We start from the raw sequence: 20,774 nt of genomic DNA on the forward strand, positions 1-20,774 counted from the left end.
CCGCGCCAAGCTGAACGAAGCTTGCCGCTCTGCTCAAGTTCGAAGCTTTCGGAAACCCCGCATGACTCAGTCCCGCCGCAACCTGCTGATCGGCCTAGGCCTCGTACTGATCCTCGGCGTCGTCTGGCTGTCATGGCGCAGCAGCACACCGACCATCCCCGATGCTATCAAACATGGCTACAGCGAAGCGCTGAACGCCGCGCGCACTGGTGAACCCGGAGCGGCGCGCCAGTTGTACCAGCAATTGGGCCGCCCGGACATCTCGGTCAAACGCCGGGTCTGGCTGCACGGCGAGCTGCCCAACTACCCCAGCCCGCAGGCCTTGAAACTGGCTGACATCGACCTGCATCACGAAGCGCCGCAAGTGCGCGTCGCCGCGATCAAAAGCATCGTCGGGCTGGTGCCCGGCGGGCAACGCAGTCTGCTGCTCGGACCGTTGCTCGACGACGCAGAACAAACCGTGCGGTTCGCCGCGATCAATGCCCTGCTCGGCCTGAGCCCGGACGAGCTCGGCCTATATTTCGCACCGCTACAGCAGGCTATCGACGGCTGGCAACAGACCTTGGAAAACCAGCCGGAAAGCGCTGCCAACTATGCGCAACTGGCCCGTCTTTATATCCATAACGCCGAATACAAACAGGCCCAACAGGCGTTGGACAATACCTTGCGTCTGGAACCCGGCAACCTGCCGGCGCTGGTCATGCAGATCGATGTGCTTGACCGCCAGGGCCAGAGCGATGCCGCTCGCCAGTTGCTCGCACGTCAACTCAAGGCGCAGCCTGATTCCGCCTATCTGCAACATGCCCTCGGCCTGTGGCTGCTGCACCACGGCCAGCGCGAATACGCCCTGCTCGGCCTGTCCAAAGCGGTAGAACTGGAGCCGGCCAACAAGGATTATCGGTACGACCTCGCCACCACTCTGCACAGCGCGGAAGAACTGGAAGCGGCGCAAAAACAGCTGCAGGAAATCGTCCAGCGCCATCCCGCCGACCGCAAGGCGCGGGTGTTGCTGATCAACTACTGGAAGGAAAGCGGCCAACTGCAGAATGTGCAGATCCTGTTGGCGCAACTGGAGCAGCTGAATCCGGACGACCCGGCCTTGCAACAAGGTCTTTAATCCAGTCAGGGCGGACTCAATTGGCCGCCCGTCCAAGAAAAAGCGGAACCGTGAACACGCCGTGAGGTCAAGTTACTCAGGTGGCTCACTCTAGCCAGCCGCCGGATTACCCTAGTCATAAGAGGGCGTTTTTTGACTACATCAAACGAGTTGATCAGTGCAAAGGCCGCCGTCGGCATTGTAGGTCTGGATGACATCCTTGCCGGTGGCTTGTCTCGCGGCCATGTGTTTTTGCTCGAGGGGGAACCCGGGACCGGCAAAACCACCGTGGCGTTGCATTTCCTGCGCGCCGGTGCGCTGGCCGGGGAACGCTGCCTGTACATCACTCTCTCGGAAACCGAGAAAGAACTGCGTCAAGGTGCGCTCTCCCACGGTTGGGAGCTGAACGAAAACATCAAGATCTTCGAGCTGACACCGCCGGAAAGCCTGCTCAATGCCGAACACCAGCAAAGTCTGCTGTATTCCTCGGACCTTGAACTGGGTGAGGCGACTAGGCAGATTTTCGAAGTGGTCGAACGTTTCAAACCGACTCGCGTTGTGCTCGACAGTCTCTCGGAGATCCGTCTGTTGGCGCAGAGCTCGTTGCGCTATCGTCGGCAGATTCTGGCGATCAAGCATTACTTCGTGCGCTACGACGCCACCGTCCTGCTGCTCGACGACCTGACCACCGAGTCCCTCGACAAGACCGTGCACAGTGTCGCCCACGGCGTGATTCGTCTTGAAGAGCTGACACCGAGCTACGGCGCTGAGCGTCGGCGCGTTCGAGTGGTCAAGTATCGCGGGCAGAAATACCGTGGCGGTTTCCACGACTTCACCATCATGGGCGACGGCGTCCCATGTTTTTCCACGCTTGGTAGCGGCGGAGCATCGCGGCGACTACCCACGTCTGCAGCTGTCCAGCGGCATCCCGCAAATGGACGCCCTGCTCGGCGGCGGCATCGAAACCGGCTCCAGCACGCTGATTCTCGGCCCGGCCGGTACCGGTAAATCGCTGATCTCGATGATCTTCGCCGCCGCAGCGGTGGCTCGAGGCGAAAAAGCCGCGCTGTTCATTTTCGATGAAGAGCTGGGCCTGCTGTTCGAACGCATGCGTCATCTCGGTATCGACCTCAAAGCCTTGCAGGCCACCGGTAATCTGCTGATCGAACAAGTAGACGCCGCCGAATTGTCTCCCGGTGAGTTGTCCCATCGCGTGCGGCGTTGCGTCGATGAGCTGGGTATCAAAACCGTGGTAATCGACAGCATCAACGGCTATCAAGCGGCGATGCCGGAAGAAAACGCGCTGGTGCTGCACATGCACGAGCTGTTGCTGTACCTGAACCGCAAAGGCGCGGCGACTTTCATGACGGTCGCCCAGCACGGTCTGGTGGGCGATATGCAGGCGCCGGTCGATATCACTTACCTGGCCGACACGGTGATTCTGTTGCGCTACTTCGAAGCCCTCGGCAAAGTCCGCCGGGCGATCTCGATTATCAAGAAACGTACCGGCAACCACGAGTCGACCATCCGTGAATACCGGATTTCCTCGCATGGCATGACCATCGGCCAACCGCTGGAATCCTTCCAGGGCGTGCTGCGTGGCGTGCCGACCTACATGGGAGCGAGCAATCCATTGCTTGAGGATGAAAGCTTGTGACGGTCAACACGCCGTTGGCCGAGCGGGTGCTGGTGCTGGCGCCCATGGGTCGCGACAGCCAGATCGCGTTGATGATCCTCAACGAAGCCGGCTACGGCGGCATGGTGGCGCCGAATCTCGGCGCTTTATGCACCGAGCTGGAGGTCGGTGCCGGACTGCTGCTGATTGCTGCTGAAGCGCTGCGCGGACCTGAACTGGAAAGGGCTAATCGCCTACCTTGACCAGCAGCCCGCGTGGTCGGACATGCCAATTGTCCTGCTGACTCATCATGGCGGCGATGAACAAGGCCCTCCGTCGCGCCTCAGTACCCTGCTCGGCAACGTGACGTTTCTCGAGCGCCCCTTCCATCCCGCGACGCTGGTCAGCCTGGTCTCCGCCGCCCTGCGTGGGCGACGACGACAATATGAAGCGCGCGATCGGCTGATCGACCTGAGTGAAAGCGAACGACGCCTGCAATCGACCCTGGAAACCCTCGAGCAGCAAGTCGAAGAACGCACCGCACAACTTCGCCACAACGAAGAAGCCCTGCGCCAATCGCAGAAAATGGAAGCGGTCGGCCAACTCACTGGCGGCATCGCTCACGACTTCAACAACATGCTCACTGGCATCATCGGCAGTCTCGAATTGCTGCGTCGACGTCTGGCCCGAGGCCGCACGGAAGACCTCGACAGCCTGATCGATCTAGGTGTGACGTCAGCGAACCGCGCCGCCGGCCTGACTCACCGTCTGCTGGCGTTCTCGCGCCGTCAGTCACTCGACCCGAAAGCCGTGCAAATGAACACGCTGGTGCTGTCGATGGGCGAGCTGCTGCAACGCAGCCTCAATGAAAGCATTCATCTGGAAATGCGCCTGGACGACAATCTCTGGGTGGCCGAGGCCGATCCCAATCAACTGGAAAGCGCCCTGCTCAACCTGGTGATCAATGCCCGTGATGCGATGCCCGAGGGTGGCAAGCTGGTGGTGGAAACCAGCAATCAGGTGCTGCATCGCGAATTCACGGCTGCGTACAGCAATCTGGAGCCAGGCGATTACGTGATGCTCAGCGTCACTGACAATGGCAGCGGCATGCCCCAGAGCGTGGTCAGCCGTGCGTTCGATCCGTTTTTCACCACCAAGCCGATCGGCCAGGGCACCGGCCTCGGACTGTCGATGATCTATGGTTTCAGCAAGCAGTCGCGTGGGCATGTGTCGATCGACAGTGAAATCGATGAAGGCACCACGGTAAAACTCTATCTGCCGCGTTTCCGGGGTGAGGAAGTAGAAATTCCCGTCTCGGATTCGCAGCAGGCTCCGTATGCGATGGATGGCGAAACCGTACTCATCGTTGAAGACGACCCTGCGGTGCGCGTATTGGTCAGCGCCGTGCTCAGTGAGCTGGGTTACGCGTTCGTCGAGGCCGGTGATGCCGACGGCGCCATGCCGATTCTCAATTCGACGCAACGTATTGATTTGCTCATCAGTGACGTTGGTCTGCCGGGGATGAACGGTCGTCAACTGGCGGAGGTTGGTCGGCAATATCGCCCAGGTCTGAAAGTGTTGTTCATCACCGGCTATGCCGAGCACGCTGCGGTGCGCGGAGGCTTCCTCGACTCGGGGATGCAGATGATCACCAAGCCATTCACCTTTGATCTGCTCACCGCAAAGGTGCGCGAGATGATCAATAGCTGAATCGATAGGAGCTGCCGACGGCAGCTCCTACATATCAGGCCAGCAATTCCTGAATCTTTTCCTGCAACACATCCAGATCAAACGGTTTTTCCAGAATCGGTGCGCTGTTGGTAATCGGGCTGCCGGTCTCACGGATTTCCTGCGGATAGCCGCTGATGAAAATCACTTTGAGGTCCGGTCGCAATTTCACCGCCGGATCGGCAATCTGCACGCCGGAGATCCCGCCCGGCAGGCGGAAATCGGTAATCAGTATGTCGAGATGAGGTTTGCTGGCGAGGATCTCGAAAGCCTGCTCGCCATTTTCCGCTTGCAACACGCGATAGCCCTGCCCCGACAGGTAATCCGTCAGGACCATCAAGATAACCGGTTCGTCTTCGACGACGAGTACTACATCTTGCGCATCTACGCTCATGGGAAGCCTTTGTTCGGTCAATAGCTGCTGATACGACCGTGTGGTCACTCAGAGGTTGCGTCGGATATGCCGTTTTCCTGGATTGGCAGACAAACGCGAAACAGGGCGCCCTCGTTGATTTCACTCTCGACGACGATGGAGCCGCCATGGGCGGCGACGATCTGCTCGGAAATGAACAGACCCAGCCCGAGCCCGGCCACCACCGTCTTGGCGGACACCCGTTCGAACTGCTGAAAAATACGCTTCTGGTTCTCGGCGCTGATGCCGATGCCGTGGTCTTGTACCTCGACCCGGGCCTCGTCATCTTCGCGATAGACGCGCACCTGAATCGGGCTGCGACCACCGTAACGCAAGGCATTGGTCAGCAGATTGGACACCACTTGCTCGATGCGGAACTCGTCCCAGCAACCTTCTACCGGCGCCGATGCCTCGAAGGAAACGCTGGTTTCTGCCGCTTCCATTTGCGAGGCAAAATTCTGCAGGAGATTGCTGACCAGTTGCACCAGATCAAAACGACTCGGTCGGATCGACAGTTTGCCGGTGCGGATTCGCGAGACATCGAGCATGTCTTCGATCAGGCGAATCAGGCTTTTGATCTGCCGCTCATCGCGGTCGACCATCGCCTGCATCTTGTCGAGGGTGAACGCTGAGGCGTTGTCTCGCGCCAGATGCATTTTACGCAACTGGGTTTCGAGAATCAGGCCATTGAGCGGCGTACGCACCTCGTGGGCGACGATGGACATGAAGTCATCACGCATGCGCACCGCTTGTTCCAGCTCCAGCTGGGTGCTTTGCAGTTGTTGCAGCAGCGCTTCCTGCTCACGCCGGGCCTGCTCCAACGCCTCGACCTGCTGCTTCATCGCCTTGCTCTGGCGATACAGATCGACGAAAACGTTGACCTTGCTCTTCACCGCATGGATATCCAGCGGCTTGTGCAGGAAGTCCACCGCACCGCTTTCATAGCCTTTGAACGCGTAGTTGAGTTCTCGGCCGGCAGCGCTGACAAAGATGATCGGAATGTTCTTGGTCTTCTCTGTACCGCGCATCAGCTCGGCGAGTTCGAAGCCGTTCATGCCGGGCATCTGCACGTCGAGAATGGCCATGGCGAATTCGTGCTGCAGCAACAGCGACAGTGCTTCGTCCGCCGACAGAGCCTTGTAGACCGTGCGATCCTCGCGCTTGATCAGCGCTTCCAGCGCCAGCAGGTTTTCTGGCAGATCGTCAACGATCAACAGTTTGGCTTGGATATTACTCAGCATGCGATTCGTTCCAGCTCGACTAGCAGACGGCCGATGCCGTGAATGGGTAGGACATGATCCGGCTGCAGAACGTTCAGTGCAGCCTGGGGCATGGTGGCAACTTGTGCATCCTCGGGGTCTTGAACAATGGTCAGGCCGGCGCAACGCTTGACGTAAGCGAGCCCGCGCGCGCCATCGTGATTGGCGCCGGTCAGCAGGACGGCGGCGAGTGTCTCGCCGTAAACGTCAGCGGCGGATTCAAACAGGTAATCAATAGACGGCCGCGAATGATGTACGCGGTCCTCCAGGCTCAGTGACAAGCTGCGATCCGCTTCGACCGACAAGTGATAACCGGGCGTGGCGAAATACACCGTGCCGGCTTCAATGTCCTGCTTGTCTTCAGCTTCCTTGACCGGCATCGCCACACGGCGGGAGAACACTTCGGCCAGATGACTGCGGCGTTCTTCCGGCAGATGCAAAACGATGATGATCGGCAGCACATAGCCTTTGCGCAACGGCCCGAGCAGGGTCAACAAGGCCTCGACACCGCCCGCAGAGGCGCCGATCACGACAGCCTCGATACGAGGCAGGCTCGGGGTGTCGTTCATGATTTGCGGTAGATCCGTTCTTGTTTGACCAACGCCTCGAACTGATTCGAATAGTTGGAAAAATCCAGGGTTTCCTTGCTGCCCAACACCAGAAAGCCGCGATGCGACAGTGATTCATGGAACAGCCCGAATGCCCGGTCCTGCAGCTTCTTGTTGAAGTAGATCAGCACATTGCGGCAGGAAATCAACTGGGTTTCGGAGAACACGCTATCGGTGGCCAGGCTGTGGTCGGCGAATGTCACGTTCTCGCACAGGCTCTTGTCGAAAATCGCGTAGCCGTAGGCTGCCGTGTAGTAATCGGCAAACGAACGCTGACCGCCGGCCTGCTGATAGTTGGCAGTGTAGGCGCGGACGTTTTCCATGGAGAAAATCCCTTGCTTGGCCTTCTCCAGCGAGCGCGGGTTGATGTCGGTGGCATAGATGATCGTGCGGTCGAGCAGGCCTTCTTCGCGCAGCAGAATCGCCATCGAATAGACCTCCTCGCCCGTGCTGCAGCCGGCAATCCAGATTTTCAGCGACGGATAGGTGCGCAGCAGCGGCACCACTTCGTTGCGGATCGCCAGGAAGTGCGACGGATCGCGGAACATCTCGCTGACCGGGATCGTCAGCAGTTGCAGCAGCTGCATGAACGCCGTCGGGTCGTGCAGGACTTTTTCTTGCAGGGCCGAGATGGTCGCGCACTCGAACTGACTCAGCGCGTGCTGCACCCGGCGCTTGATCGAAGCGCCGGAGTAGTCGCGAAAGTCATAGCTGTACTTCAGGTAAATCGCCTCGATCAACAAGCGTAATTCGATTTCGCTGTTGCGCTCGGCTGAACTGCTGCGTTCCACTAGATGCGTTCCATTTTCGGTAACCACACACGTATCAGCGAGAACAGACGATCAAGGTCGATGGGCTTGGCCAGGTAATCGTTGGCGCCCGCTTGCAGGCAGCGCTCCTGATCGTCCTTCATGGCCTTGGCCGTTACCGCGATGATCGGCAGCTTGCGCCAGCGCGGATCCTTGCGGATTTCCATGGTGGCTTCGAAGCCATCCATTTCCGGCATCATCACGTCCATCAGCACCAGGTCGATGTCCTCGACTTCATGAAGTTTCTCAATCGCTTCGCGGCCATTACGGCCGATCACCACGACTGCGCCTTTGTGTTCCAGTGCACTGGTCAGGGCGAAGATGTTGCGCACATCGTCGTCCACCAGCAGCACTTTACGACCTTCAAAGACCTTGTCGCGGCTGCGCGCGGTCTTGAGCATCTTCTGCCGTTCATGGGACAGCTGCGATTCGACTTTGTGCAGAAAGAGTGTGACCTCGTCGAGCAACCGCTCCGGGGAGCGTGCGCCCTTGATGATGATCGAGCGTGAATACTTGCGCAGCTCGGCCTCTTCATCGCGGGTCAGGTTGCGGCCGGTGTAGACAATGACCGGCGGGAACGAGCAAATGTCTTCGGTGGACATGCGCTTGAGCAGATCGTTGCCGAGCATGTCCGGCAGCTTGAGGTCGATGACCATGCAGTCGTAGATGGTCGTGCGCAGCAATTCCAGGGCGTCCTGGGCCAGGCCGACCGCAGTGATTTCGATGTCTTCGTCGCCAATCAGCCGCGCGATGCTTTCGCGTTGCAGATCGTCGTCTTCGACCAGCAGCACGCGCTTGACCTTCTGCGTCAGCTTGGCCTCAAGACGGGCGAACACGTCCTTGAGCTCTTCGCGGGTGGTCGGCTTCACTGCGTAGCCGATGGCGCCCATGTGCATGGCGGCTTCGACGCGGTCTTCCACGGAAATCACGTGCACCGGAATGTGCCGGGTTTCGGCGCGTTCTTTCAAGCGTTGCAGCACGGTCAGACCGGAATGATCCGGCAGGCGCATGTCGAGCAGGATCGCATCCGGCACGAATTCGCGGGCCAGGTCGTAACCTTCGTCAGCGCCGTGGGCGACCAGACACATGTAGCCCAACTCATGGGCCAGGTCATAGAGGATACGGGCGAAGTTCGGTTCGTCCTCCACCACCAGAATGCAGCGGGTGGCGAACGGTGCCTTGTCGCGATCGTCGGCAAAGCGCGGGATGACTGCCGGAATCGCCGATGCCAGCGGAGCCGCAACAGCAACTGGCGCAGGCGTCACAGGTGCCGGGTGGAAGGTCAGCGGCGCGGCCGGCGTTTCACCGAATTCGTGATACTGACGCGGCAACACCAGCGTAAACGTACTGCCCTGCCCCGGTACGCTGTCGACGCTGATCGAACCGCCCAGCAACGTCGCCAGATCCCGCGAGATCGACAGGCCCAGACCGGTGCCGCCGTACTTGCGATTGGTGGTGCCATCCGCCTGACGGAACGCCTCGAAGATACTTTCCTGCTGATCCGCGGCGATACCGATCCCGGAATCCTTGACGCTGAAGGCGATGTGATCATTCGGCTGCGCGGTGATGGTCAGGCTGACGGCGCCGTGCTCGGTGAACTTGATCGCGTTGGACAGCAGGTTCTTGATGACCTGCTCCAGACGCTGACGGTCGGTGAACAGTAAGCCCGGTGCGTCCGGCTGAACCTCGACGCTGAAGGCCAGTTTCTTGTCCGCCGCCAACGGTTCGAACATCGAGCGCAAGCCGTCGACCAGACGATCGACGCGGGTGTTTTCGGCAATCACTTCAAGTTTGCCGGCCTCGACCTTGGAAATGTCGAGAATGTCGTTGATCAGGTTGAGCAGATCGTTGCCGGCCGAATAGATCGATTCGGCGAACTTGACCTGTTCCGCCGACAGATTCTGCTGCGGGTTTTCCGCCAGCAGTTTGGCCAGAATCAGCGAACTGTTGAGCGGCGTGCGCAGTTCGTGGGACATGTTGGCGAGGAATTCGGACTTGTACTTGCTCGAGCGTTGCAGCTCTTCGGCACGCTCTTCAAGCTGGATCTGCGCCTGATTCAGCTCGGTGTTTTTCTTGTCCATCGCATCGCGCTGCTCGGCGAGCTGCTCGTTGGTCTGCTCCAGCTCAACCTGCTGGGTTTCCAGATGCGCCTGGGATTCCTTGAGAATCCGCGACTGTTCTTCCAGCTCTTCGTTGGCGGTCTTCAGCTCTTCCTGCTGCACTTGCAGCTCTTCATTGAGCTGCTGGGTTTCGGCGAGCACTTCCTGCAAGCGCTGACGGTAACGCGCCGCTTCGATCGAGGTGCCGATGTTGCCGGCAATCAATTCCAGCAGTTCGATGTCGCGCTCGGACAGCGGACGCAGGAAACCCAGCTCGATCACGCCATTGACCCGATCGTCATCGCTGGTCGGCACCACCAGCACACTGTGCGGCAGACCTGCACCGAGCCCGGAGCTGACTTTGAAATAGTCGCCCGGGACCGCGTCGAGACGGATCAGGCGTGCCTGTTCTGCCACTTGGCCGACGATGCCTTCGCCGCTGTAGATCGTTTGATTGAGCTCTTCCTGCTCGCGGGAGAAACCATAAGTCGCCACGCGCTTGAGGCCGCCATGTTCTTCGCGCACATAAAGCGCGGCGACGGCAGTACCAAGGTATTGCGCACAGAATTGCAGAATGTTGCGCCCCAGCAGGTTCAGCGTCAGTTGCCCCAACACCTGCTCGGCCAATTGTGTCTGGCCGTTGCGCAGCCACGCCTGCTTCTCCAGGCGTTCAGCGCTGGCCAGCTGCGCGGCGAGGTTGGCGCTGTAATTGGTCGACAGGTTGAGCAGATCACGGCGGCCGATGTAGGCCAGCAAACCGCTGATCCCGACGATGAAGATCAGATAAAGAGTGATGCTCCAGATGGTGGTGCGACGCACATCCTCGTTGCGCGTGGCGCGCAGCACTTGCTCGGTCTCGATGACGTCCTCGAATTGCTTGCGGATTTCATCTGTCAGGCGCTTGCCCCGCCCGGCCTTGACCGCGCCTCGATAATCACCGCTGCTGCGCTGCAGATCGATCATCGATTGCGCGTAGTTGGCCCATTCCACCTGCAAGGCTTGCAAACGGCGCAAGCGATCGGTCTGCACCGGATTATCGGCGGTCAGCTCCAGCAACGTATTGAGAGCGACCTCGATACGCGGCTTGGCAACTTCGTACGGGTCGAGAAAGTGCTCGTCACCGCTGAGCAGATAGCCGCGCATGCCGGTTTCGAGATCGACAGTGAGTTTCACCGCCTCATTGGCGTTATTGATCACCCGGTCGGTATGCTCGACCCACTGGATGACGGACAGCAAATAGGTGATCAGTGAGACGAAAAACACCGCACTGAGCACGCCGACGCCCAGCGGCAGGCTGACGTTGCGACTCAGAAGTTTGCGGAACCGTTGTTCATCAACCGAGGACGGAGAGGACATGGGGCAGCCTTGTCGAACTGTTGAAAACCCGAGAGTTTGCCCCAAAACCCCGCCATGGATCCATTTTTCTCACACAAATGATGGCATTTTCCTACGCACACCTGCGCATTGGACGACGCCAACGGTTATCCTTGCCTCACCGCACTGACCTGTTCTTTTTTTGTATCAGCTCGGGAACTTGTGGCTATGCGCCACTTACTCATGCAAGAGTCCGGCAAATTCGCTTGCCCGGTATCCCCCGATTTCATTTTTCTGAGAGTCCTGCCATGTCTGCCACTCCATCCACTATCCTGGTCGTAGAAGACGACTCCATCGTGCGCATGCTTATCGTCGATGTGCTGGAGGAGCTGGAATACACGGTATTGGAGGCTGATGACGGCAACGCGGCACTCGAAATCCTTGCGGATCCTGGCAAAGCCATCGATTTGATGATGACCGACTACGGCCTGCCTGGCATGAATGGCCGCGAACTCTCTCAAAAGGCCCGTCAGCTGCGCCCTGCTCTGCCCATCCTGTTCGCCAGCGGCTATGCCGAGAGTCTCGAAGTACCCGATGGCATGCATGTCATCGGCAAGCCCTTCTCCATCGATCAATTGCGCGACAAAGTTAAAGGCATTCTGAAATAAACCTGATAAATGCCCGTCGCAGATGCAACTTGTCACATCCGAAAATAATCAGCAACTAACTAACACTGCCATTGCTTAACCTGCCAGCTCTATCCTGAATCATCTTTGGCCGCGTTAATAAATAACGAAATACAGCCAGGGAACTTTCGATACTCATTCAGGATAGTGCCCATGCAGTTCATTTCTTCCGACGTGCCTGCCGCCGTCGATTGCTCCGCTTCTGACAAACAGGAACGCGCGCTTATTGTTCAGTTACTTGTTGAAGCCCTTAAGGCAACTGAGTTTGAAGTCTCGGCCGACAGTTACTCGGCAAGCGCCTCGCTGCCGGTCGCCACTGTATTTAATGTGCAAGATCGCTTCATACCCCGGGTCATCGGCAGCAGTTTTGACGAACGCTGTGAACCAGCACGCAATGCCTTGAAAAATTTAATTGCAACCCCGGAGTTTGCGCAGCTGTTACGCAACCATTCTTTTTCAGCTGATATTCAACTAGCAGTGGATACCAACGCCGGAGTTCTCGTTGTTTATGACTCAGAGTTCGAATCCCATCGTTTCAGTATTGCACTGGATAATGCTGAAGTTTCGGTGTTTTCCGAAGAACTCGATATGCTCGCCGATTTGGCGAAGAACATCGGCGGCGTCGTTTATTCCGGCCAAGTGATTGGCATAGTGCAATGGTTGAAGTTCAACGGTTATGACTTGCCGACGAACATTGCCGAAACCCGGGCTCTGATTGAATGGCTGGCCTTCGAACTGCCCGAGCCACCCGCCTTGGGCGACTACCACGAATTGCTCCACGCCGATGAGTCATCACCGTTTCATCTATCGATGGCGGACCGCAAAGTCATAACCCAGACAGTGCATGAGCTGACCCAAGGTGCGACAAGCCTGTTGCAGGTACTGGCGTTCGCCAACTTCAACCTGATTCCGGCACAGGACATACGCGACAACGCGGACAAGTTCCTGCACAACTTCCTGAGGCGAAAAACCGCTCGCGCCCTGGGAGAAACCCTGCATGCACGCCTTGGCTGGCATCTGGAAGCCAATAACGCGGACGTGCGCGAACGCCAGGTCAATGAGTTAGTCATCGCTGCGCTGATCATCGACATGCAATTGCGCTCCGATCAGCCTCTTGTCGCCGGCTATGACTTCTATCAACCGGCGAATTCCACACTCAGCGCTGCCGAAGTACGCGTCCTGTTCGAACAGCATCTGGTTGATCTGGGCCTGAGCGAAGCGCACAACGCGCCACTGGCAGCGCATCTATTGATCGCGGGTGCAGCACCGGAGTTGCTGATCGACCAGATCCCGCCCGGGCTCACGCTGGACAAGCCAGGCTGGGTAACTGCGCGCCAGAGCGCTGCCGTGGTCGAGCACGCCGCACCTGGCAGCTCGCGTGCAATGACGTTTGCACAACTCAAGGCGTTTTCCGAGCTGACCCCGGTTTCCGGTGAGCTCGACAAGTTGTACGAAGCGGCGGCGATCCCGGCGGTGGTGGACTGGGCGGTACTCAACGGAGTCATCCCTTACCGCAGCGACAAAGACTACGACAAGACCACGGTGATCAAGGCCAGCGCGTATTTCTCGCGTTACATGGAGGCTCTGGCCCAGTCTGAAACAGGCTTGTCCACCGCGCCACCGGACCGGCGCAAAATCGCTCTGCGTGCGCTGGAGCAAGTGATGCCCGCCGGCGCCTATCTCGAACAGCCGGCCTTCGAAATAAAGTACCTGGACAGTTTCGGCGAACGTAGCTGGCTCGAAGGGTTGAAGGCTGCGCATCCGGCGGGAATTCTCACCGAGTTCTGGAATTTCCTCGCCAGCGCCACTGACAACAACCAATACGCGATCAACGGCCTGTTGCGCCTACGCCTGTCGATTCTCGATCTGTATCTTTCCGGCGATCTGGTTGAAGACGGGCAACTTTCGGACAAATTCAAGACCCGCGACAACTTCCACCCCCCGGCCGATGCCTTCACCCGCCTGGCCGAACTGCAATCGCCGTCGCAACTGTTTGACCAGGCGTTTGATCGTTACTACCGGAACGTGCGCGAGGGTCTATCGTCCCTGATCAAAATGGCGATCACGCAGATGCCAGAGCATGATCGTCAGGCCTTGACCAGCGGCCAAATGACCTTCTACACCGTCAGGAAGGAAGTCAATCCACTGAATACGCAGCAAGAAACGCAAATCCAGCGAGATGAGGCCAATGGGCGTTACGGGATTATTCTTTGCTGCGACAACGGTGATCGGCTGCGCGCTTACGAACTGTTCACGCTGCGCGGCGTTTGCTACGAGCGTCCGGATCTGGCGCTCAAGCTGCAACACACCGGTCTCATTCATCAACGGCCGACCCTTTCATACACTGGCAGCAAGTACGATTTTCAGGACAAGAACAAAGCCAGCGAGTGGCCCCTCGATTACGCCGCCTACCGCGAAGGCAGCGAACCACGCCAGGGCATGACTTCAAAAGTAGTGGTGGAGAAGCTCTGGCAGTTGCAACTGCAAGAGACTGATGTGCGCGCGGTTCCGCTGTTCTTTTCTGCGCAACTGGATGAGATCGCCCAATGCGTACTGGACAATCATCCTGTCGCCCGCCGCGAAGAGTTGTATGCCGCACTGGATGTGCGCAACGGCCTGGAAGAATGGCGCGACACCAGGGAGATCGTCGAGAACCTGGCAATCAATGTCATCGTGCCGTTCAAACAGTGCATTGAAGACATTCGTTCCGGACGCACCGACCGTGTCGCCGAAGGCATTGGTGGCTGCATTCTGGATGGCCTGTCGGTCATCGGCCTGCTGGTCGGTCTTGGCGCGTCGGCAGCGAGCATCATCGCCAAGACCGGGTCGACCACCCTAAAACTGCTGAAAGTCGCCAAAGCCGTGGCCCGAGCGGCCGTGTCGCTGATCAACCCGCTCGACGGATTGCCCACCCTCGCCCGCAAAGGTTTTCGTCTGGTCAAACGCGGCGTGGTCTTTGCCGGTGAAACCGCGCTCGACACCGCGCACACCGCCAGCGTGCAATTGAAAAGGTTGATCCATGGCGTCGAGAGTCGGGACTGGCTCAGGCTCTCCCACACCGGCGATGTGCGTCAGGCGACCTGGCGAGGCGCCGACGCGCTTGGCGAGGCGATCGACATCGCAGTGCTGGAACGCAACCAGGACTGGCACGCGCTGAGCATCCGCACCGGCGGTGCCTGGGGCCCGCGCCTGAAACTGCTCGACCTGGGTAACTTCGCCCCGTTGAAGCGCCTGTTCGGCCGCTTCAAGCCATTCAGTTACACCCGCGGTTATCTGAAAAAAGCCATTCCCCGCGCCCGGACCAAGCTGGACAACTCCATCAACGCGCTGTCGCAACCGTCTTCCAACGACGACATTCGCGCGGTGCTCAAGCATGTGTTCGGTAACGATTCCGATGAAGTGGCACAGCACGTGTCGAAACATCTCAGCGCGATGCGCAAGGATCTCGAGTCGATCAGTTTCAGCAATGTGACGTTCCGCCCGCATCAACCCGGCGTGATCGCCTCGCTTTCGCCACCGGCCTATAAGCGTTGGCAGACAGCGCTGCGCACCGGCGAAAAAATCGATGAGTCCGCAGGCCGGTTTCTGTCGATCTACCCGGACAATCTCGATGAGTTTTACAAGTTGTCGCGCTACGACGACGGCAGCGTCGCCGACGTGCTGATTCACGAAATGTCCCACGGTGGCCCGGACACCCTCGACCTGTACTACGGCAAGGTCTACCCGGAGTTGCATCAGGCGGAGTTCGATGCGGTCGGACTGCTGGAGCTGGCTCGGGACGCGCGCAAGGCGCATCCGGACAACCTGATCAATCCACATCACGCTCTGGCGCACCGACCGGGATTCGTCGAGTTCAACCAGGTAAAAACCAGTCTGCCGAAACTGGTCCAGGACCATCCGGCGCTGGCCAACGCTGAGTCATACATGCTTGCGGTATCGCTGCTCGATCAAGCACAAACGCGTCCGGCCATATTGAGCTTCAATGTGAAGACCATCGACGATGCCGTGCGCAACACCGCTGCAGGCAAGTTTCTACAAGGGCCGCTGCTGCTCAACCTCGCCAAACCGGTCATTTAAACGCTGAAACGGCTGGTCGGTGGACAGGGTGCATTTCAATCACTTCGCTGTGGTTTAATTGCGCCCTTTTTTCTTCCATGGGTCAGAGGATCAGTCGTGAGCCATTCGCGTACCACCAAAGTTCTGGTCATCGGCTACGTCTGGCCAGAACCGCGCTCATCGGCGGCCAGCGGGCATGTCATGCAGATCCTCGAGACATTTCTCGATCAGGGATGGGACATCACGTTCAGCAGCCCGGCCGGCCCGGGTGAACACAAAGCTGATCTGACGGCGCTGGGCATTCGCGAAGTATCGATCGAGCTCAACAACAGCAGTTTCGACGTGTTCATCAGCGAGTTGGCGCCGGATATCGTGCTGTTCGATCAGTTCATGATGGAAGAACAGTTTGGCTGGCGGGTGGAGAAACACTGCCCGGGCGCCCTGCGCCTCCTGGAAACTTCCGACCTGCAAAGCCTGCGGCATGCGCGTCATCAGCGCCTGAAGGACCGGCTGAAAAGCAACGACGAGCAGACTGATTTCACCGGGCTGTTTGCACCGGCATTGCACGAAGAATTCCAGCTGATGGCCGGCACCGATCTGGCCAAACGGGAAATCGCTGCGCTGTATCGGTGCGACTTGAACCTGATGATTTCCGAAGTCGAGATCGACCTGCTGGTGGAGGAATTTGGCCTGCCTCGGCAAATCCTGCATTGGTGTCCGTTGATGATTGATCTTCCGGACACCGCCCCGCCAGGTTTCGAAGAGCGGGAGCATTTCCTCAGCATTGGCAACTTCCGTCACGCGCCGAACTGGGATGCCGTGCTCTGGATGAAGACCGCCCTCTGGCCGCTGATCCGCGCGCGCTTGCCTCGCGCGCAACTGCATATCTATGGCGCCTATACACCGCCCAAAGCCACCGCACTGCACAATCCGGCCCAAGGCTTTCACATCATGGACTGGGCCGAAGATGCACTTGAAGTGATGTCGGCAGCACGAGTCTGCCTTGCGCCATTGCGCTTCGGCGCGGGAATCAAGGGCAAACTGCTCGATGCCATGCTCTGTGGCACGCCGAGTGTGACCACACCGATCGGCGCCGAAGCCATGCACGGCGAAGCTCCGTGGCCGGGAGCCGTCGCCCTCGACGCAAACACCTTTGCCGAACAGGCGGTGCAACTGTACGAAAATCCGGCGCGCTGGCAGCAGGCGCAGATTCAGGCTTCGGCACTTTTGCAGCAGCGTTATCAGCGCAGCGTACATGGCCCGCGTCTGATCAACCGGATAGATGATTGCCGACAACACTTGGCACAACTTAGAAACGACAACTTCACCGGCGCCATGTTGCGACATCACACACTCAAAAGCACTCAATACATGGCTCAATGGATCGAAGCCAAAAACCAATCGAGCCCAACAGAGCGCTGATTACATCAATTACATGACTTGCATTAAAAGCCAACTTTCGCAATAACACGAACATGCTTATAAACATCCTGCGCGCAACTTACTAACCACTTCGCAGGATGTGCAACATGGAAAACTTCGACGATATACCAACCCATCAATGGATGGCTTATTCACCACAAATCGATAATCTTTCGTTATTTGAAATGACCCTGCCCGGCGCGCATAACGCCGGTTGTGACTGGGAAGCGTCTTACGCCCTTATTCCCGGGAAAAACTGGCTTGCCTGCCAGGACGTTTCCTTTTATTCGCAGTTGAATCGCGGCGCTCGCGCACTTGATGTACGCCTTGTTTACAACAGCAAGGCGAAACAACTGGCGAGATTCCGTTTTCACCACAATGGATTCAACTCTTCGCGAACGCTTGAAGACCTGATCAGGGACCTTAAGGGGTTTTATGAAAGAAGCCCGAATGAGTTTATCATTCTGGACTTTCATGAACTTTCCAGCGCTACAGATCCATTCAACCATGAGGAATTCAAAACAGCTTTGCTGGAGCACCTTGGGGAACGGATCATTCCCACCGACAATCTGCATCTGACAATTGGCCAACTCAAAGCCATCAATCCATTGCAACGCATTATGGTGGCCGCGCCGATGACCTGGGAAAGCGAAGACTTTCGTTTCTACAGACCAATCAATCACAAGTGGATCGGCAAATCACAGGTCAGCACCTCGGATCTTTATGGCTATATAGACAACGTACTGAGCACACCTGTCAGTACGCTTCGCCCATGGTCGCTGTCGGCAACCAGTTACACACTCGGCGGGCCGCAGCGAATCCTCGACAGTCTTGACGAGTGGTTCGACCCGGAAAAATCCGATTGGGCGCGCAAGTGCAACATTATCAATTTCGACTTCATCAAAAATTCCAACATCGTGCGTTTCTGCCAAATGGCCAACCTGCAAAAGGCGCGCGACAAGCTCAGTTGAGCGGTCACCACGGACGGCCGGTCGGAAGTGGCACAAATGGCAAAAAACGAGGCATGATCGCGCAGCGATAATAAAAAAGTGCCCCGTCATGACCCGAACCGCTCGCGTGACCGACCCTTCCTACGAGTTGATGGACGACCATAACGGTTTGTCCATCATCTACCGCCAGCACGGCTTCCCCTGCCCGCTGGTGCGCTGGCATTTCCACAAGGAGTACGAGCTGCACCTGATCGTGGCCAGCTCCGGCAAGGTGTTCATCGGCGATTACATCGGCAACTTCTATCCAGAGACTTTGTTTTTGACCGGTCCCAACCTGCCGCACAACTGGATCAGCCAGGTCGCCGAGGATGAAGTGGTGGAGAAGCGCGACATGCTGGTCAACTTCACCGACGAATTGTTCGAGAGCGGGCACCAGGTGTTCGCTGAGCTGAAATCCCTGGCGCCACTGCTTGAGCGTGCGCAGTACGGCATCGAATTTCGTTGCAAGCGCACGATCCGTCAGGCCATGACACTGATGCAGCGGATCGCCGACAGCACCGGCATCACTCGCCTCGGGCACTTTTTCATCCTGATGGAATTGCTCGCGGCCAGTGATGACTTCCAGTTGTTGTCCGGCGCCACCACGCCGCAACTGGCCGACGAACACAACATCGACCGCACCAACCGCGCGGTCGACTACATCTTCAGCCACTACGCGCGGGACATCTCACTGGAAGAAGTGGCCGAGCACCTGGGCATGACACCGACCTATTTCAGCCGGGTATTCAAACAGGCCACCGGGCGCAACTTCATCGAATTCGTCAATCGCCTGCGCATCAGCAAATCCTGTGAGCTGCTGGCCGATGGTGACAAACCGGTGACCGAGGTGTGCTTCGAGTCGGGCTTCAACAATATTTCCAACTTCAATCGACGCTTCCAGCAACTCAAGGGCATGACGCCGTCGCACTATCGACGGCTGGCGGTGCAACGGCTGACTGAACAGAACCATCTCTGACGACACGCCACCTGTGGGAGCGAGCCTGCTCGCGAAAGCGGTCTGTCCGTGAAAAATCCTGTGGCTGACACACCATCTTCGCGAGCAGGCTCGCTCCCACAAAAAACCGTGCCCCGGCTGGCGAAATCTGTACGCATTCGCTAACGCCCCCTCGCGCAAAACCCCTTCCCTGCGTTCCCCCGCCCAAACCCCAGTGCAAAAAAGTATCGACAAAAGTGCTAGGGATGATTTGTCAGCTCCGCCGTGGAAGGCTGTAATCAGCGCAGATTCTTCCTGCATTCGGAAGACACAAAAACAATAACTGTCCTTCTGCCCCGTCGGGTGTCAGAAAAGGAGTGCACGATGCAACCCACTGCAAAAGCTCTGCTCGCTCTCACCTGCATGACCCTCAGCAGCGTCAGCCTTGGCGCCCAGACCCTGACCATCGCCACCGTCAACAACAGCGACATGATCCGCATGCAGAAACTCTCGAAAACCTTCGAGAGCGAGCATCCGGACATCAAGCTCAATTGGGTGGTGCTGGAAGAAAACGTCCTGCGTCAGCGCCTGACCACCGACATCGCCACTCAGGGCGGCCAGTTCGACGTGTTGACCATCGGCATGTACGAAGCCGCACTCTGGGGCGGCAAGGGTTGGCTGGAGCCGATGAAGGACCTGCCGGCCAATTACGCCCTCGACGACGTCTTCCCGTCGGTGCGCGAAGGCCTGTCGGTGAAGGGTTCGCTGTATGCGCTGCCGTTTTACGCGGAGAGTTCGATCACCTATTACCGCACCGACCTGTTCAAGGAAGCCGGGCTGACCATGCCGGAGCGTCCGACCTGGGAAGAGATCGCCGGGTTTGCCGAAAAGCTCACCCACAAAGACAAAGAGCAGTACGGTATCTGCTTGCGCGGCAAGGCTGGTTGGGGCGAGAACATGGCGCTGGTCACCACGGTCGCCAATGCTTATGGCGCGCGCTGGTTCGATGAGCAATGGAAACCGGAATTCAGCGGCCCGGAGTGGAAAAACGCGCTGAATTTCTACGTCAACACCATGAAGAAATCCGGCCCGCCGGGCGCATCCAGCAACGGTTTCAATGAAAACCTCGCCCTGTTCAACAGCGGCAAATGCGCGATCTGGGTCGATGCCAGCGTGGCTGGTTCGTTCGTCACCGACAAGACCCAGAGCAAGGTCGCCGATCACGTCGGTTTCACCTTCGCTCCGCATCAAGTCACGGATAAAGGCTCGGCGTGGCTGTATTCGTGGGCGCTGGCGATTCCGACCAGCTCCAAGGCCAAGGACGCAGCAAAAACCTTCAGTGCTTGGGCCACGTCCAAAGAGTACGGCGAACTGGTTGCCAAGACCGATGGCATCGCTAACGTGCCGCCGGGCACCCGCGCTTCGACCTACAGCGATGCTTACATGAGCGCCGCGCCGTTTGCCAAAGTGACGCTGGAATCGCTGAAAGCCGCTGACCCGAGCAAACCGACGCTGAAACCGGTGCCGTACATCGGCATTCAACTGGTGACCATTCCTGAATTCCAGGCAGTCGGCACCCAGGTCGGCAAGCTGTTCTCGGCAGCGCTGATCGGCCAGACCACGGTGGATCAGGCGCTGGCGGCGGCGCAGCAGACCACGGAACGCGAGATGAAGCGCGCGGGTTATCCCAAGTAACCGCTGAATGCCTTGCTCCTGCCTCTTGTGGGAGCGAGCCTGCTCGCGAAGG

Annotated in this window: 12 protein-coding genes and 2 pseudogenes; 9 read left to right on the forward strand and 5 right to left on the reverse strand. The window is 58.2% G+C overall.

Annotated features, from left to right (window positions below):
• Window positions 1-61: 61 nt before the first annotated feature.
• The 3 genes and pseudogenes from ACZ9BE_RS12050 to ACZ9BE_RS12060 all read left to right on the forward strand — a co-directional run bounded on the left by ACZ9BE_RS12050 (window position 62) and on the right by ACZ9BE_RS12060 (window position 4,421).
• Window positions 62-1,117: a tetratricopeptide repeat protein gene (locus ACZ9BE_RS12050; RefSeq protein WP_476249474.1), complete on the forward strand. Its 1,056-nt coding sequence runs from the start codon at window positions 62-64 to the stop codon at window positions 1,115-1,117.
• 132 nt (window positions 1,118-1,249) lie between these two features.
• A pseudogene (locus tag ACZ9BE_RS12055) lies at window positions 1,250-2,753 on the forward strand (ATPase domain-containing protein).
• Window positions 2,750-4,421, forward strand: a pseudogene (locus tag ACZ9BE_RS12060) (ATP-binding protein). The pseudogenes ACZ9BE_RS12055 and ACZ9BE_RS12060 overlap by 4 nt, the downstream one beginning before the upstream one ends.
• A 34-nt stretch (window positions 4,422-4,455) precedes the next feature.
• Here the strand turns inward: ACZ9BE_RS12060 and ACZ9BE_RS12065 are convergent.
• From ACZ9BE_RS12065 to ACZ9BE_RS12085, 5 genes are read right to left on the reverse strand one after another with little or no spacing between them, the layout of a single operon-like run.
• A complete protein-coding gene (locus ACZ9BE_RS12065; RefSeq protein WP_056789776.1) occupies window positions 4,456-4,833 on the reverse strand; it encodes a response regulator in 378 nt (125 codons plus the stop codon).
• A 44-nt stretch (window positions 4,834-4,877) separates the two neighbouring features.
• A complete protein-coding gene (locus ACZ9BE_RS12070; protein WP_041480260.1) occupies window positions 4,878-6,092 on the reverse strand; it encodes a hybrid sensor histidine kinase/response regulator in 1,215 nt (404 codons plus the stop codon).
• The gene (locus ACZ9BE_RS12075) at window positions 6,086-6,679 is read right to left on the reverse strand and encodes a chemotaxis protein CheB (protein WP_041480259.1); all 594 of its coding nucleotides are present in this window, start codon (window positions 6,677-6,679) and stop codon (window positions 6,086-6,088) included. The genes ACZ9BE_RS12070 and ACZ9BE_RS12075 overlap by 7 nt, the downstream gene beginning before the upstream one ends.
• A complete protein-coding gene (locus tag ACZ9BE_RS12080) occupies window positions 6,676-7,509 on the reverse strand; it encodes a CheR family methyltransferase (RefSeq protein WP_016774863.1) in 834 nt (277 codons plus the stop codon). The genes ACZ9BE_RS12075 and ACZ9BE_RS12080 overlap by 4 nt, the downstream gene beginning before the upstream one ends.
• Entirely contained in the window at window positions 7,509-10,982 is a 3,474-nt protein-coding gene (locus ACZ9BE_RS12085; RefSeq protein WP_122706356.1) for a response regulator, read from the reverse strand. Before ACZ9BE_RS12085 ends, ACZ9BE_RS12080 begins: the two co-directional genes overlap by 1 nt.
• Window positions 10,983-11,248: 266 nt before the next feature.
• Between ACZ9BE_RS12085 and ACZ9BE_RS12090 the strand changes: the two genes are divergently transcribed.
• The 6 genes from ACZ9BE_RS12090 to ACZ9BE_RS12115 all read left to right on the forward strand — a co-directional run bounded on the left by ACZ9BE_RS12090 (window position 11,249) and on the right by ACZ9BE_RS12115 (window position 20,722).
• A complete protein-coding gene (locus ACZ9BE_RS12090) occupies window positions 11,249-11,608 on the forward strand; it encodes a response regulator (RefSeq protein WP_095180108.1) in 360 nt (119 codons plus the stop codon).
• A gap of 606 nt (window positions 11,609-12,214) precedes the next feature.
• Window positions 12,215-15,703: a hypothetical protein gene (locus ACZ9BE_RS12095; protein ID WP_476249475.1), complete on the forward strand. Its 3,489-nt coding sequence runs from the start codon at window positions 12,215-12,217 to the stop codon at window positions 15,701-15,703.
• Window positions 15,704-15,799: 96 nt separating this feature from the next.
• Entirely contained in the window at window positions 15,800-17,104 is a 1,305-nt protein-coding gene (locus tag ACZ9BE_RS12100) for a glycosyltransferase (protein WP_476249476.1), read from the forward strand.
• A gap of 107 nt (window positions 17,105-17,211) precedes the next feature.
• Complete coding sequence (locus ACZ9BE_RS12105) at window positions 17,212-18,075, forward strand: PI-PLC domain-containing protein (protein WP_315435115.1); 864 nt, start codon at window positions 17,212-17,214, stop codon at window positions 18,073-18,075.
• An 88-nt stretch (window positions 18,076-18,163) separates the two neighbouring features.
• Window positions 18,164-19,069, forward strand: a complete 906-nt coding sequence (locus tag ACZ9BE_RS12110) for an AraC family transcriptional regulator (RefSeq protein ID WP_056789758.1) — start codon at window positions 18,164-18,166, stop codon at window positions 19,067-19,069.
• Window positions 19,070-19,411: 342 nt separating this feature from the next.
• Window positions 19,412-20,722, forward strand: coding sequence for an ABC transporter substrate-binding protein (locus ACZ9BE_RS12115; protein ID WP_476249477.1), 1,311 nt, complete (start codon window positions 19,412-19,414; stop codon window positions 20,720-20,722).
• Window positions 20,723-20,774: the final 52 nt, after the last annotated feature.

Source organism: Pseudomonas sp. TE9122, assembly GCF_056278925.1.